Origin of the sequence: Chitinophaga sp. YR573 (assembly GCF_900110995.1) — a bacterium.
GTDB lineage: Bacteria > Bacteroidota > Bacteroidia > Chitinophagales > Chitinophagaceae > Chitinophaga.
This window is the reverse complement of sequence record NZ_FOJF01000002.1, coordinates 1,211,567-1,225,416: the sequence shown is the minus strand read 5'-3', so window position 1 is coordinate 1,225,416 and position 13,850 is coordinate 1,211,567. Positions and strand designations below refer to the sequence as shown.

Sequence of the window (13,850 nt, the reverse complement as noted above, 5' to 3'; positions counted from 1 at the left end):
ATCTTTAGTATATGTTAGAACTGCCGCTTACAGTAAGGATACCTACAGACCAGGAATTGGATTACCGTCCGGATTTGGATGAGATCCTGATGAAAAGAAGGAGAGCTAATATCAGAGAAGGTTATAAGCTGGTCATGAATGATAACCCGCGATTGCCTTACCGCTTTCAGGCGACAATCAATATTGATAACAGTAGTTTGTGGGAGTTGTTCCTTGAATTAGCGGAGACACTTCCTGCTAATGTTAGCTGTGTGTACGGGTTGTTTGAGGATGAGAGCGTCACTACAATGTCTTTAAAGAAAGAGTTTGTATTAAGGGAGTTGTCGAGATATGAAACCGAATTAACACAGGATTGCCTGTTGGAGTTTGGCCTGTTGTTTCATCAAAAGGATTTGCTGGTAGAGTTAAATGTAAGTGAGAGTAAATATATCCGGTATTGGGGGATAGAACTGGAAAGGTTTAAGCGGCTGATGAATTCCTTTGATCTGCCCGCGGATGATAAGCTGGAGTTTATTGATGAATATCCCAAGACGGTGTTGCCTTTGAGAGAGGTGTTACCGGGTAGTAAAGCTCCTGAAACCGTGGTGTATTATTTAGATGATGCGTTCAGAGTAGACAGGAATGCGTCTAATGCATTATTTGACTGATGCTCTCCCCAGTAGAAATGTATGTAACTGGCTGTTACGTTTTTTTGCTGGTAGATGGGGGTGTTTACGTTGATCCCTTTTGCGTTTTGTACGGTTCCTGTTTTTACAAGATCATGGTGTTCTTTATAAGTGGAATAATGAAATTCATGCCCTTTTAATATATTATTGTTGATAGTAACCGTTCTATAACCCAGGGTTAATTTAGCCTGCTCCATTGAGGTTGTAATATCCAGGAATCCCGCCATTGGATAACTGATCCCTTCTCTATCCGTAATAGATTCCCCCAGATACATCATTCCTCCACATTCTGCTATTACCCGACCACCATCATTACAATAGTTTAAGATCTTTTCCCGCATTTGCGTATTACCCGATAAAACTTCTAAATATAGTTCGGGGTAACCACCAGCCAGGTAAAGTAAGTCTGCTTCGGGCAGTGTGGTATCGTGTATGGGGCTGAAGAAGGTGACTTCACCGAGTTGTTTTAATATTTCTATGTTTTCGTAGTAGGTGAAGTTGAAGGCTTCGTCTTTGGCGATAGCTATTTTTAGGGGACCTGGTTGAGGTCTGTTTGTTGTTGTTGGTGGTGTGATAGTGGTAGTTCCAGTGATCTCCAGTAATCTATCTACATTTATTGTTTTACTGATATGATCTGCGATGTTATCGTAATTATATTCCTCAGAAATATTTAATCCTAAATGACGGGAAGGAATTTTGATATTTTCATTGACAGGTACATATCCTAATGGCTCTACTCCTATATCTTCACAAGCTTCTTTTAAAAACTGATAATGACTGGCGGTATTCACACAATTGAAGATAACGCCAGCGATGTTCACCGCAGGGTTGAAATGTTTGAAGCCATATAATAAAGGCGCTACAGAGTAGGCCATCGCTTTGGCGTTGATGACCAGGATAACAGGCAGGTCTAATAAGATGGCTATTTCAGCACTGCTGCCTTTCATTCTGTCTGCCCCGTCGAAGAGACCCATTACGCCTTCAACTATAGAGATATCTGCATTGTATTTATGAAATAAAGATTGTACGTGATCGTGGCTCATCATGAATGTATCCAGGTTGATACTTTGAGCTACTGCGGCGGCTGTGTGGTGTTTTGTATCAATGTAATCAGGGCCGCATTTGAAGGGTTGCACCTGTAATCCCCGGTTATGTAATAACCTTAATAAACCCAGTGTAAGGGTTGTTTTACCGGAGTTACTGGATGGAGCCGCAATTAAAAACCGAGATTTCATTCTAATGCCGTTTAGTTAAGCTCCGTTAGGAGCTGCGTGTTTGTAGTAAACATCGATATTCTCTTTAATTGACTCCGTAGGAGTCCCCTAATATTCGGGGTTTAGGGGACTCCTACGGAGTCTGTGTTTTGTTGTTTAATGTGTTTGCTACAAACACGGGGCTCCTAACGGAGCCTATTATGTTTTGCTACAAACACTATGCTTAATAAAATGACATTGGATTTCATTCGGACAAAGATAGTACATTTGCAAGATTAATTTTTTTGACCAGATGCAAAGATTAAAGCCCATTATGTTTGTTGGCACGGCTTCGGATGTTGGCAAAAGTATTATCAATACCGGGTTTTGCCGCATATTCAAACAGGATGGTTATCACCCCGCTCCTTTTAAGGCACAGAATATGTCGCTGAACAGTTATGCTACTCCGGATGGACTGGAAATAGGCCGGGCACAGGCGGTGCAGGCAGAAGCCTGTGGTATTGCCTGTACTACGGATATGAATCCGGTGCTGCTGAAGCCTACTTCAGAGAAAAGCTCGCAGGTGGTATTGCTGGGTAAACCGATCGGGAACCAGTCGGCTTATGATTATTTCATGGGGAATAACAAAGAGGAGCTGTTTAAAGAGGCGAAAGCGGCATATGACAGGTTATCTGCTTTGTATAATCCTATTGTGCTGGAAGGGGCTGGTAGTATATCTGAATTAAATCTGAAACACAGGGATATCACTAATATGCGGATGGCATTACATGCGGATGCCACTGTGTTTTTAGTAGCGGATATTGACAGAGGTGGCGTATTTGCCAGTGTATACGGCACGATAGCCCTGTTAACACCAGAAGAAAAAAAACTGATCAAAGGTATTATCATTAATAAATTCCGGGGAGATGCCCGTTTGTTTGAAAGTGGAAAAAAGACTATTGAAGAGCTTTGCGGGATACCCGTTGTGGGCGTTGTTCCTTTCAGAAAAGATATACATATTGAGGAAGAAGACTCTGTAGGATTAGAGCAAAAACATACCACTGCGTCTACAGGCAAATTGAATGTAGCTGTTGTGTTATTAAACAGGTTATCCAACTTTACAGATTTTAATGTACTGGAAAAGGATGAACGTGTACACCTGTTTTACAGCAATAATCCGGCGGAAATAGAACAGGCAGATATTATCATTATTCCGGGTAGTAAGAATACAATTGCGGATCTGGTAGATATCAAGAACAATGGTGTAGCGAAAGCGATTGTACATGCACATAAGAATGGGAAGACTGTAATAGGTATCTGTGGCGGATACCAGATGATGGGACAAAGCGTGGAAGATCCTTTTCATGTAGAAGGTAATATAGAAATGATGCCAGGGTTAGGATTATTACCTGTACAGACAGTATTGACGGCAGATAAAGTAACGGCTCAGTGTACGTTTACTTATAAGGATAAAGGTGTTTGTGAAGGATATGAGATCCATATGGGCATTACTACGAGTACGCATCCATTGAACCAGTTATCAACGGGTAGCGGAGATGGCTTCTGGTTAGATGATAACTGCTGGGGAACGTATATTCATGGTATTTTAGATAATGAAGTGGTGATCAATGACCTGTTAAAAACGGAAGCTGCTGCTATCCCTTTTGACTACAATACTTTTAAGAATGAACAGTATGATAAGCTGGCAGCCCATCTTCGGGAGCATCTTGATCTTACTTATATTTACAGTCAATTAAAATAGGAGTATGTTAAACGGGCATGGAGATGACGGGTATTTATTCGGTAAAGAGATCAGGGCCGACTTTAGTTCTAATGTGTTTTACGAAGGACTGGCAGATGGATTAAGAAAACATTTGTCTGACAGCCTGTATAAGCTGAATAACTACCCGGAAGTGAATGCACAACGCCTGCAAAAGGCGCTGGCAGCGTGGCATAACGTGATACCAGAACAGGTGCTGGTAACCAATGGCGCAACAGAAGCCTTTTATTTAATTGCACATGCTTACCGGAATTCTTCTGCTACGATTATTACTCCTGCCTTTGCAGAGTATGAAGATGCCTGTGTAGCAAATGATATGGATGTGCAGTTTAAAGAATGGGAGTACTATCCGAATTTTATTGCTGTTGATACCACGCTTGTTTTTTTAGGTAATCCTAATAATCCTACTGGTAATATCGTATCTCCTCCTAAGTTATGGGAGTGGATCAATAAACATACTAATACTATTTTTGTACTGGATGAAGCATATGCCGACTTTACTAAAAGTGGCCGCTCTATGGTGCAGATGTTATCTGACTGTAAGAATTTAATCATCGTAAAATCTCTTACTAAAACCTACTCCATACCGGGTTTGCGACTGGGTTACCTGTTAGGTAATGCGGGAATTATTCAGCATATACAGGATTATAAAATGCCCTGGTCCGTGAATGCTTTAGCTATTGAAGCAGGACTGTATATTATTGAACATGCCAGGGAATTAACTTTACCGGTGGATAAATTACTGGCAGATACTGCTTCCCTGATGAATGAACTCAAACAGTATGTAACGGTCTTCGATTCACAGACTAATTTCTTTTTGTGTAAGACAGATAAGGGTACAGCTGCTGAACTGAAATCATTTTTATTGAATGAGTATGGTGTATTGATACGCGATGCATCTAACTTCAGAACGTTAACAGCTAAGCATTTCAGGGTAGCAACACAATCTCCGGAGAAGAATGCATTACTTGTAAAAGGAATAGCAGCATGGACCAAAAGCTGATCGCTTTAATTATAGGGTATGTGTTAGACCTGCTGCTGGGAGATCCCCGCTGGCTCCCCCATCCTATCCGTTTATTCGGTACAATGATAGATAAGGGAGAACGGTGGTTGAATAAAGGGGAATATAGGTTTGTGAAGGGGATGTTGTTTAGTGTATTCCTTTGTGGGGGGGTATATGCTGTGTTTTTTGTTTTGCTGTTGTATGTACCCTGGATAGGAGGTCTCTTTGTCTTTTACGGATTAGCCAATAGCAGCCTTTTACAGGAAGGCAGGGAAGTGTTCAGGGAATTGGATACTAATGGCCTGGAAGCTGGCCGTAAACGCTTATCCTGGATAGTAGGCAGGGATACCAGTCGATTAGACGGGAACCAGATAAGAACAGCCGTATTTGAGACGTTATCCGAGAACCTGAGTGATGGGGTGATTGCGCCCCTGTTTTATTATGCTATTGGCGGTGTACCCGCTATGATGACCTATAAAATGATCAATACCCTGGATTCCATGATAGGGTATAAAAAAGAAAGGTATCGCCTGTTTGGGCGTTTTGCGGCCCGATTAGATGATGTGGCTAATTATATTCCCGCCCGTTTAACGGCCCTGCTGATGGTGCTGGTAACAGGTAGTAAACGGGGGCTATTGTATATATTTAAGTATGGGCATCAGCATGCCAGTCCGAATTCCGGTTACCCCGAAGCAGCCCTGGCAGGCATTCTCCATTGCCGCTTTGGCGGGCCTAATACCTATGATGGTGTGGTGGTAGAGAAGCCTTATATAGGGGATCATCCCCGGTTTATCTTTGAAAAGGAACTCATAAAGGTGATGTATATCAATCATGCAGTTACCTTCCTGATGGTCATCGTTATTATTCTTCTCAGGCTGTTTATCAAAATTTAACTACTTTTACGTGCGTTTTTGGTTTTTATCTCTATTGAGATAAAATTAAAAGGGAACCTGGTGAGAATCCAGGACAGTTCCCGCTGCTGTAAGTTCTATCATTGCTTTTAACATTTCTCTCTGCCACTGTTCTTTACTGAATGGGAAGGCGTTAAAAGCGGAACAAGTCAGAAGACCTGCCACAAACCAAGTTTATCCAACGCTTCGGGAAGAAAGCAAGGGTGATACAAACATGATGCATAATGTTTGTCCTGCCACCTTATTTCCCAAAGTTTTGTTTAATCGTTAACGGGTAATTAACTGTATTAAAACAATTTGTAAAAAGGTATGGCGATTAAAGATCTGACCAAAGTGCAGAAAATTGTATTTATCTGCAACGGCGGCACCTGCACAAACAAATCAGGACCAGACGACAACACAGCAGAATTAAGAAAACATCTTACGGAGTATGAACTGAATGATGCGGTACACACAGTGCGCACCAAATGTATGGGGCAATGTGATAAAGGCCCGATTATGTTTATTCATCCCGAGGGAGTATGGTATGGCGGTGTTAATCCCGAGATAACCCGCGAGATTGTAGTGAAACATCTGATTGGACATGTACTGATAGAAGAGAATGTAATCTTTCCGGAAATAATTAATAGCTAAACCCCTCCCCTACAACGTGAATAAAAATCTAAATAAGGTACTCTTATTTACAGCATTCATATGCGGTATAGAGGCCAAAGCACAAACATCAACCATTACAGGTACTGTAAACGATCATATCGATCAGCATAGCATTCCAGGTATCAGCATATTTATTCCCGAAGTGAATAAACGTATGATGAGCGATGAAAACGGACAATATACATTTACACATTTACAGTCGGGAGAATATACCCTTATATTTTCTTATACAGGTTATATCAAAACAACTAAAAAAATAACGGTAAAAGATAAGGAGACAGCACGATTGAATGTCTCTCTGAAAGCGGATTTACTCAATCTTTCTGAAATCACGGTATCTGCTTCTACTACCCGTCAGGGAGAGAATAAGATGGACCTGCTTGCGATGCAGTTACAACCGGTAAAATCTGCACAGGATTTATTACGTACAGTGCCAGGGTTGTTCATTGCACAGCATGCCGGCGGAGGAAAAGCAGAACAGATATTTGTACGGGGAACGGATAATGATCATGGTACAGACTTCGCCATTTTCTTTGATGATATTCCTGTGAATATGCCTACGCATGCACATGGACAGGGATATGCAGATATGCATTTTATGATCCCTGAAATAGTAGGTAAAGCCAGTTTCTTTAAAGGGCCTTATGATGCCAGATTAGGAGATTTTTCTGTGAGCGGCGCTGCGTTATTCAGTTCTCTTTATAAACTGGATAATAATGTAGCGAAAGTGGAATATGGCATGTTTAACAGTCAGCGTGCGCTGCTGATGCTGAATTTACTGGATAAAAATCATCTTGTAAAGAAGTGGAATGATAATGCTTATATAGCGGCAGACTATATGCATAATGATGGTTATTTCATTAATAAGCTGCATTATAAACGGCTGAATATTTTTGCCAAATATAATGCGCATATCAGTAAGAGTACAGACCTGATGTTTACGGCTTCAACTTTTAACAGTACCTGGGATGCGTCCGGACAACTGCCTTTACGTGCAGTGGAAGCCGGTAAGCTGGACAGACTGGGATCGGTTGATCCTTCAGAAGGTGGAAATACTTCCAGAACTAATATCAACCTGAAAACTATTACTACGTTTAGCGATAACAGTACTTTTAAGAATCAATTGTATTATACAAAGAATATCTTCAACCTCTTCTCCAACTTTACTTTTTTCATGAATGATACCATTAATGGTGATGAGATCAGGCAATGGGAGAACAGGGATTTGTTTGGATATAAAGGTGCGTATAACAGAACAGATGGTAATTTAAGTTCTGAGGCGGGTATCACTACCAGAACAGATCTGTTGCACAGAGGAAGGGATCATGTAAAGGCCCGTCAGTTATTGAGTGTGGATGATGTTGGCAATGCGCAGATCAGTGATTTTAGTTTTTATATCAATGAGAACTGGCATTTTCATCCTAAATGGAATGTAACGCTGGGCCTGCGGAATGATGTATTTAATTTTAATTACCAGGATAAGTTGCACCCGGAAAATTCCGGTTATAAATGGGTAAACCGCTTTAATCCAAAGCTTGACCTGTATTATGATATCTCTACGAATGTAACCTTGTTTGCGAAGGTGGGCTCAGGATTCCATTCCAATTTTGTGCAGGCGGTGGTGAGTAAGGAAGCGAATGCTAATCCTGTGCCAAGTGCTTATGGCACTGATCTGGGGACTAACTTTAAAATAGGACGCCGTGTACTGGTGAGTTTAACCGCCTGGTGGTTACAGGAAGGTTCGGAATATGTGTTTGTAGCGGATGATGGTAGTTTTGAAGATATTGGCAAGGTGAAGAAGATCGGTTTTGATGCGTCTGTGCGTTATCAGCTGAGTTCTTTTTTATGGGCAGATGTGAACCTGAATTATGCGCATGGGACTTTGGTGAATGCTCCTAAGGGTGAGAACCTGTTACCATTGCAGCCTACATGGAATTCTACCGGTGGGCTTACAGCTAAATTAAGCCAGGGTGTAAGTGCGAGTTTGCGTTACCGTTATATGGGAGAGCGTCCTGCTACAGAGGATGGTTCGGTAAAGTCCAGGAGTTATTTTATCACAGATGCAGTGCTGAAATATACCAGGGCCAGGTATGAGCTGGGGGTATCTGCTGAGAACCTGTTTAATGCGCAGTGGGCAGAAGCACAATTTTATGATGAGTCTCGTTTGAAAGGAGAGCCTGCTCCTGTTTTTGATTTTCACAATACACCGGGTACACCATTTTATCTGAAAGCAACACTGAGTGTCTTTTTTTAAAATATATTATTATGGAAGCGCTACATCATAATTTTACGGGATTCATTATACTGGCGGTATTAGGGTTGAGGCACGGACTGGACCCTGATCATATTACTATTATTGATGGGTATACGTATCGTTTGCACCTGACTAAAAGTGTGTGGACCCGTTGGGTAGGTACTTTGTTTACTTTCGGTCATGGGATTATGGTAACGGCGATAGCGCTGACACTTTGTATACTGAAAAACAACTTTGCCATGCCGGCGATGCTGGATATTGTGGTAGAGTGGATGTCTACGGTGATGTTGTTTTTTATAGGGGTGTCTAACCTGATCGCTTTAATGCGGAACAGTCAGGGGCAGCTGAGTGGGGTGAGGAAATGGTTGTTGCCAAAGTCGTTCAGTACTTCTATCAATCCTTTTACGGTGATCATTACCGGGGTGATCTTTGGGTTTATCTTCGATACTTCCTCCCAGATAGCGGCTTTCGGGTATGCTATTTCGGTGTCTAACCAATGGATCTATGCTATTATTGGCGGGTTGGTATTTTCACTGGGACTGATTATGACGGGAACCTGTGATTCTTTACTGCTGAGTAAACTGCTGAAGACTTTTGATCAGAAAAAGATCCAGAGTCACCGGTTTAAGCTGAATGTACTGATCACGATCATGTGTTTTGCCATTCCTTTGTATAAGGTACTGAGCACAATCATGCCATCCCTGGAGTTATCAGACCTTCAAAATAATATTGTTGGGCTTACTTTTATCACTATAATCATATCTTTATACGCTGATTTATATTTAAGACACAAATACGCCCAGACTGCTAATGAAAACGGTTAGTATATTAGGTTGTGGCTGGCTGGGCTTACCACTGGCTTCGCATCTGTTACGCGAGGGATTTGAGGTACATGGCTCAGTTACCAGTCAGCAGAAGATTGAACTATTACGGGAAAAGGGGATTATCCCTTATCAGATACAAATTACTGATACGCAGATTACCGGGGATGGACTCCCCGGTTTTTTGGCATCTGAGATATTGGTCATTAACATCCCCCCTGTGCGCAGAGAGGATATTGTGGCGTATCATACGGCGCAGATGTCTTTGCTGCTTCCTTTGATAAAGGCGAAATATGTGTTGTTTGTAAGTTCCACGTCGGTATACCCGGAGCTGAACCGGGAGGTGACTGAAGATGACCAGTTTGAGCCGGCGAAAGGCAGCGGGAAAGCGTTAGTAGCAGTAGAGGAGTTATTTCGTTCTTTTTGTAATTGTACCGTGCTGCGTTTTGCGGGGTTGATAGGGTATGATCGTCAGCCAGGGCGTTTTTTAGCGGGGAAGACCAATGTGGAGAATGGAGATACGCCGGTTAATCTGATCCATCAGGATGATTGTATTGCTATTATCACGGAGATTATTCGTCAGGGTGTCTGGGGGGAAGTGTTTAATGCGTGTTCGGACGTGCATCCCTTGAGGAAGGATTTTTATACATTGGCAGCATCAAAGGCGGGGTTGGTATTACCGACTTTTATGGCTGGCGGGAATAAATTTAAAATCATTAATTCGGATAAGCTGAAGCAGCGCTTAGGTTATGCTTTTAAATATCCGGATCCACTTGAAACACTATGAAGGGCATCTTAATTTGTGGACATGGCAGCCGCGACCCTGAAGGCGTTGAAGGCTTTAAGGAACTGGTGAAGTTGTTGAAACTCCGGTATCCTGATCGTGTAGTTGATTATGGTTTCCTGGAGTTCTCTCACCCGGTATATGCCGCGGCGGTGGAGCGGATGTATGTGGCCGGTGTACGCGATATTATTGCGATTCCGGCTATTTTGTTTGCAGGTGGGCATGCGAAGAATGATATTCCTTTTGAGATGAATACGCTGCAGAGCCAGTATGCTGACCTTCGTATTACGCTGGGGAAACATATCGGTATCACTCCTTCTATTTTGCAGTTGTGCAAGAAACTGATCACTGCTGTTAGTACTTATGATAAGGATACCTGTTTATTAGTGGTAGGCCGTGGGACTTCTGACCCGGATGCGAATTCGGATATTGCCAAGTTAACACGGATGTTGTGGGAAGGAATGGGTTTTGGCTTTGCCACAACGGCTTTTATTGGCGTTACGCAGCCGCTTTTAAAGGACTTTTTACCAGTGGTGGAATTATTACCTTATAAACGGGTAGTTGTGCTTCCTATCTTCTTATTTACGGGTGTTTTGTTGAAGAGAATATATGCGCAGGTTTCGGAGTTTAGTGCTACTTCTGATAAAGAATTTGTGTATACGGGATCTTTTGAGTGTGATGAATTGTTGTTACAGTCTTTGGATGAACGTATAGCGGAAGTGGAAACCGGGAATCCTAATATGAATTGCCAGTTATGTAAATACAGAACGCAGATTATTGGTTTTGAGGAAGAGATGGGGAAAGAACAGGTGGGGCATCATCTGGCGGTGAAAGGGATTTTGTTTGAAGAGGATGAAAAGATTGAGGGGAAGTTTTTATCTAAGTTTAAAAAGATCTTAGGGATATGATATATGGTGTTTCGCTGGGGCCGGGAGATCCTTTGCTGATAACAGTGAAGGGATTGCAGGTGTTGCAGAAAGTGGACAGGATTTATTATCCGGGGTCTTTGCCTGGTAGTAGTTATTCTTTAGGCATTTTACAACATTATAATCTGGATGAAAGTAAGTTCAGGGGGATGTTCCTGAATATGTCTGATGACAGGGAGCAGGCGGAGAAGACTTATTCTGAGACTTTTCAGGAGATGCTGGCAGATTATAATAATGGGTTGGATATTGCATTTGTGAGTGAGGGAGATATATCTTTCTATAGTACGTTTGCTTATTTGTTAAAGCATATACAGCAGCATAAATTGGATGTAGAGATTATTGCCGGGGTGCCTTCTTTTTTGCTGGGGGCGGCCGCACATCAGTTACCGCTGGCGGTGCTGAATGAGAAGATCGCTATTCTTCCGCGTGCTAAGAATATATCCCGTTATTTAGAAGAGTTTGATACAGTGGTGTTGATTAAAGTGCGTAGTGTTCTTGATGAGATCATGCCTTTTATCAAGGATTTGAATATTGTTTATTGTGAACGTTTAGGTACGCCACAGCAATTTATTACGACTGATATCAATGATCTGAAGGATAGAGAGATCCCCTATTTTTCATTACTTATATTAAAGAAAGTATGAAGTTAAGTGTAGTAGGTATTGGTCCGGGTGGACAGGATTATATTCTCCCTTTTGCGCAGCAGGTATTAGCGGATGCGGATATTGTGATAGGATATAGTTATTATTTCCAGTTTATACAGCATCTGTTAAAGCCTGGCGCTGTGGCTGTAGGGAAAGACCTTACAGAGGAAGAAGCGCGTGCAGAGCTGGCGGTAAACAGTTGTGAGCCGGGGAAACATGTGGTGGTGATCAGCTCCGGTGATGCGGGTATTTATGCGATGGCGTCTCTGGTGTATGAGTATGCCAGCAAACGCCCTGATAAAGAGCTGGATTTGCAGACGGTCCCAGGTATTAGTGCTTTCATTGCTTCTGCAGGGAAGTTAGGTGCACCGCTGGGCCATGATTTCTGTTGCATTTCTTTATCAGATTTAATGACGCCGTGGACAACTATAGAGAAGAGGATCTTTGCAGCGGCTACCGGGGATTTTGTTACTTCTTTGTATAATCCGCGGAGTAAAAAGAGGTACTGGCAGCTGGAGCGATTTAAAGAGATCTTTTTAGAGCACCGTGATCCTGAGACGCCGGTGGCGATTATCAGGCAGGTGACGCGTCCGGAAGAGCATATTACGATTACTACTTTACAGGAGTTTGATACATCTTTGGTGGATATGTTTTCTCTGGTGATGGTGGGAAATTCCCAGACTTATCAGTTTAAGAATTTCCTGGTTACACCGCGTGGGTATCTTGCACGTAAGCCTCAGACCGGAGAGGAAATACAGAATGAGAGTTTCAGGCAGATAACGGAACAGTTACACAGGGATGATGTTAGTGTGGCGGATCAGTGGGCGATTATCAGGTGTATTCATACTACGGCAGATTTTGAATATGAGGATTTGTATATTTCTAATAAGGATGCTATTTCCCGCTGGCATGAGTATTTAGTGAATGGCGGTACGGTGGTGACGGATGTGACGATGGTGCAATCCGGGATCACGAAGGAGTTTATTAGCAGGTATAATGTGAATGTCTATTGTTATTTGAATGATCCTGAGACTATTCCTCTGGCGGAGAAAGAAGGGTTAACGCGGAGTCAGGCGGGGATGCGTATTGCTATTGCTAAACATCCTGAGGCGTTGTTTGTGGTGGGCAATGCGCCTACTGCGTTGTTTGAGCTGTGTGATCAGTTCCCGGGTTTTAATCCTGCGGGGATTATTGGTGCGCCGGTGGGTTTTGTGAATGTGGTGGAGTCTAAGTTGAAATTGCAGGCGATGAAACAGGTGCCTTATGTGATTATCAAAGGGCGTAAAGGCGGGAGTAATGTGGCCGCGAGTATTGTGAATGCAGCGTTTACGGTAAATACATTAGGATCATGAGAAGATTTACAGAAGCAGAAGCAGGATTATTGGAAGAGTTGATTTTGAATAGAAGGGATGTTAGAGGGAATCGTTTTTTATCTATCCCGGTATCGGACGATATTATTTCTAAATTGATTTCTGTTGCGTTGAATGCCCCTTCGGTTGGGTTTTCACAGCCCTGGGAGTTTGTGATTATTAAAGATGACTTAGTTAAAGCTCAGATAAAGGAAACTTTTTGTGAGGAGAATGAAAAGGCCGCAGGTGTTTTTAAAGATGCTAAACAGCAGGAGTATATCAGGTTGAAACTGGAAGGGATTATTGAGGCTCCTGTTAATATAGCCGTGTTTTATAAGCCTGCTGTTGGCCCTGTACTTGGGCAGACTAGTATGGAAGAGGTGGGGTTGTATAGCGTGATCTGTGCGGTGCAGAATATGTGGTTAATGGCCAGGGCCTTGAATATTGGGATTGGATGGGTGAGTATTTTGGATCCTGAAAAAGTGAAATGTATTCTTAAGGCACCGGTTTCTAATAAACTCGTGGCTTATTTATGTGTCGGATATGTAGATCAGTTTTCGGATAAGCCGGAGCTGGAGATATTGGAATGGGAGAAGAGGAAACAGAAGAACGCGGTGTTGTTTTTTGATGGTTATTAAGATGAATTATGACAATGCAGATTGCCAGATGTTGTTGATCATAAATACACTGCATCTGACTGTTTAGTTCACTGATTTAGCTTTGGAATATGGGTTCAGGATTTGTTTTTCAATTTAACTTCACCTAATATTCACGTCAGATAAGGTGTATTTATTGATCAACAACACCTGCCGCAAAGATTATGTAATCAAACTGGGTCAATAAATAAAGAGAAGAGCATTTTTTTA

The 13,850-nt window shown here is 42.2% G+C and carries 13 protein-coding genes and 1 riboswitch; of the genes, 12 read left to right on the top strand and 1 reads right to left on the bottom strand.

Annotated features, from left to right (window positions below; translation table 11 throughout):
• The first annotated feature begins 11 nt into the window (after positions 1 to 11).
• Entirely contained in the window at positions 12 to 647 is a 636-nt protein-coding gene (locus BMW86_RS24795) for a hypothetical protein (RefSeq protein WP_089785057.1), read from the top strand.
• On the opposite strand, the gene BMW86_RS24790 is transcribed toward BMW86_RS24795, so the two are convergent.
• Positions 590 to 1,900, bottom strand: a complete 1,311-nt coding sequence (locus BMW86_RS24790; protein ID WP_089785055.1) for a cobyrinate a,c-diamide synthase — start codon at positions 1,898 to 1,900, stop codon at positions 590 to 592. The two genes, BMW86_RS24795 and BMW86_RS24790, sit on opposite strands and share 58 nt — an antisense overlap.
• A gap of 271 nt (positions 1,901 to 2,171) precedes the next feature.
• Between BMW86_RS24790 and BMW86_RS24785 the strand changes: the two genes are divergently transcribed.
• The 11 genes from BMW86_RS24785 (at position 2,172) to bluB (ending at position 13,622) form a co-directional block, all read left to right on the top strand.
• Positions 2,172 to 3,620, top strand: coding sequence for a cobyric acid synthase (locus BMW86_RS24785; protein WP_177189379.1), 1,449 nt, complete (start codon positions 2,172 to 2,174; stop codon positions 3,618 to 3,620).
• A 4-nt stretch (positions 3,621 to 3,624) separates the two neighbouring features.
• Complete coding sequence (locus BMW86_RS24780) at positions 3,625 to 4,641, top strand: pyridoxal phosphate-dependent aminotransferase (RefSeq protein WP_089785051.1); 1,017 nt, start codon at positions 3,625 to 3,627, stop codon at positions 4,639 to 4,641.
• Positions 4,626 to 5,534, top strand: a complete 909-nt coding sequence (gene cbiB, locus BMW86_RS24775; protein WP_089785049.1) for an adenosylcobinamide-phosphate synthase CbiB — start codon at positions 4,626 to 4,628, stop codon at positions 5,532 to 5,534. Before BMW86_RS24780 ends, cbiB begins: the two co-directional genes overlap by 16 nt.
• 2 nt (positions 5,535 to 5,536) lie before the next feature.
• Positions 5,537 to 5,733, top strand: a riboswitch (cobalamin riboswitch).
• A 128-nt stretch (positions 5,734 to 5,861) separates the two neighbouring features.
• Positions 5,862 to 6,185, top strand: a complete 324-nt coding sequence (locus tag BMW86_RS24770) for a (2Fe-2S) ferredoxin domain-containing protein (protein WP_089785047.1) — start codon at positions 5,862 to 5,864, stop codon at positions 6,183 to 6,185.
• Positions 6,186 to 6,201: 16 nt separating this feature from the next.
• Positions 6,202 to 8,460: a TonB-dependent receptor gene (locus BMW86_RS24765; RefSeq protein ID WP_089785045.1), complete on the top strand. Its 2,259-nt coding sequence runs from the start codon at positions 6,202 to 6,204 to the stop codon at positions 8,458 to 8,460.
• Between the two features lie 11 nt (positions 8,461 to 8,471).
• Entirely contained in the window at positions 8,472 to 9,284 is an 813-nt protein-coding gene (locus BMW86_RS24760) for a HoxN/HupN/NixA family nickel/cobalt transporter (RefSeq protein ID WP_089785043.1), read from the top strand.
• Positions 9,271 to 10,068, top strand: coding sequence for an SDR family oxidoreductase (locus tag BMW86_RS24755; protein WP_089785040.1), 798 nt, complete (start codon positions 9,271 to 9,273; stop codon positions 10,066 to 10,068). Before BMW86_RS24760 ends, BMW86_RS24755 begins: the two co-directional genes overlap by 14 nt.
• A complete protein-coding gene (locus BMW86_RS24750; protein WP_089785039.1) occupies positions 10,065 to 10,973 on the top strand; it encodes a sirohydrochlorin chelatase in 909 nt (302 codons plus the stop codon). Before BMW86_RS24755 ends, BMW86_RS24750 begins: the two co-directional genes overlap by 4 nt.
• The gene (gene cobI / locus BMW86_RS24745; RefSeq protein ID WP_089785037.1) at positions 10,970 to 11,635 is read left to right on the top strand and encodes a precorrin-2 C(20)-methyltransferase; all 666 of its coding nucleotides are present in this window, start codon (positions 10,970 to 10,972) and stop codon (positions 11,633 to 11,635) included. The genes BMW86_RS24750 and cobI overlap by 4 nt, the downstream gene beginning before the upstream one ends.
• Entirely contained in the window at positions 11,632 to 12,987 is a 1,356-nt protein-coding gene (gene cobJ, locus BMW86_RS24740; protein ID WP_089785035.1) for a precorrin-3B C(17)-methyltransferase, read from the top strand. The genes cobI and cobJ overlap by 4 nt, the downstream gene beginning before the upstream one ends.
• Complete coding sequence (gene bluB / locus BMW86_RS24735) at positions 12,984 to 13,622, top strand: 5,6-dimethylbenzimidazole synthase (protein WP_089785033.1); 639 nt, start codon at positions 12,984 to 12,986, stop codon at positions 13,620 to 13,622. The genes cobJ and bluB overlap by 4 nt, the downstream gene beginning before the upstream one ends.
• The last annotated feature ends 228 nt before the right edge of the window (positions 13,623 to 13,850 follow it).

What these genes read in the sequence shown, in the direction of transcription:
- BMW86_RS24795 (WP_089785057.1), top strand. Translation starts at nt 12, where the DNA reads ATGTTAGAACTGCCGCTTACAGTAAGGATACCTACAGACCAGGAATTG.
- BMW86_RS24790 (WP_089785055.1), bottom strand. Translation starts at nt 1,900, where the DNA reads ATGAAATCTCGGTTTTTAATTGCGGCTCCATCCAGTAACTCCGGTAAA.
- BMW86_RS24785 (WP_177189379.1), top strand. Translation starts at nt 2,172, where the DNA reads ATGCAAAGATTAAAGCCCATTATGTTTGTTGGCACGGCTTCGGATGTT.
- BMW86_RS24780 (WP_089785051.1), top strand. Translation starts at nt 3,625, where the DNA reads ATGTTAAACGGGCATGGAGATGACGGGTATTTATTCGGTAAAGAGATC.
- cbiB (WP_089785049.1), top strand. Translation starts at nt 4,626, where the DNA reads ATGGACCAAAAGCTGATCGCTTTAATTATAGGGTATGTGTTAGACCTG.
- BMW86_RS24770 (WP_089785047.1), top strand. Translation starts at nt 5,862, where the DNA reads ATGGCGATTAAAGATCTGACCAAAGTGCAGAAAATTGTATTTATCTGC.
- BMW86_RS24760 (WP_089785043.1), top strand. Translation starts at nt 8,472, where the DNA reads ATGGAAGCGCTACATCATAATTTTACGGGATTCATTATACTGGCGGTA.
- BMW86_RS24755 (WP_089785040.1), top strand. Translation starts at nt 9,271, where the DNA reads ATGAAAACGGTTAGTATATTAGGTTGTGGCTGGCTGGGCTTACCACTG.
- BMW86_RS24750 (WP_089785039.1), top strand. Translation starts at nt 10,065, where the DNA reads ATGAAGGGCATCTTAATTTGTGGACATGGCAGCCGCGACCCTGAAGGC.
- cobI (WP_089785037.1), top strand. Translation starts at nt 10,970, where the DNA reads ATGATATATGGTGTTTCGCTGGGGCCGGGAGATCCTTTGCTGATAACA.
- cobJ (WP_089785035.1), top strand. Translation starts at nt 11,632, where the DNA reads ATGAAGTTAAGTGTAGTAGGTATTGGTCCGGGTGGACAGGATTATATT.
- bluB (WP_089785033.1), top strand. Translation starts at nt 12,984, where the DNA reads ATGAGAAGATTTACAGAAGCAGAAGCAGGATTATTGGAAGAGTTGATT.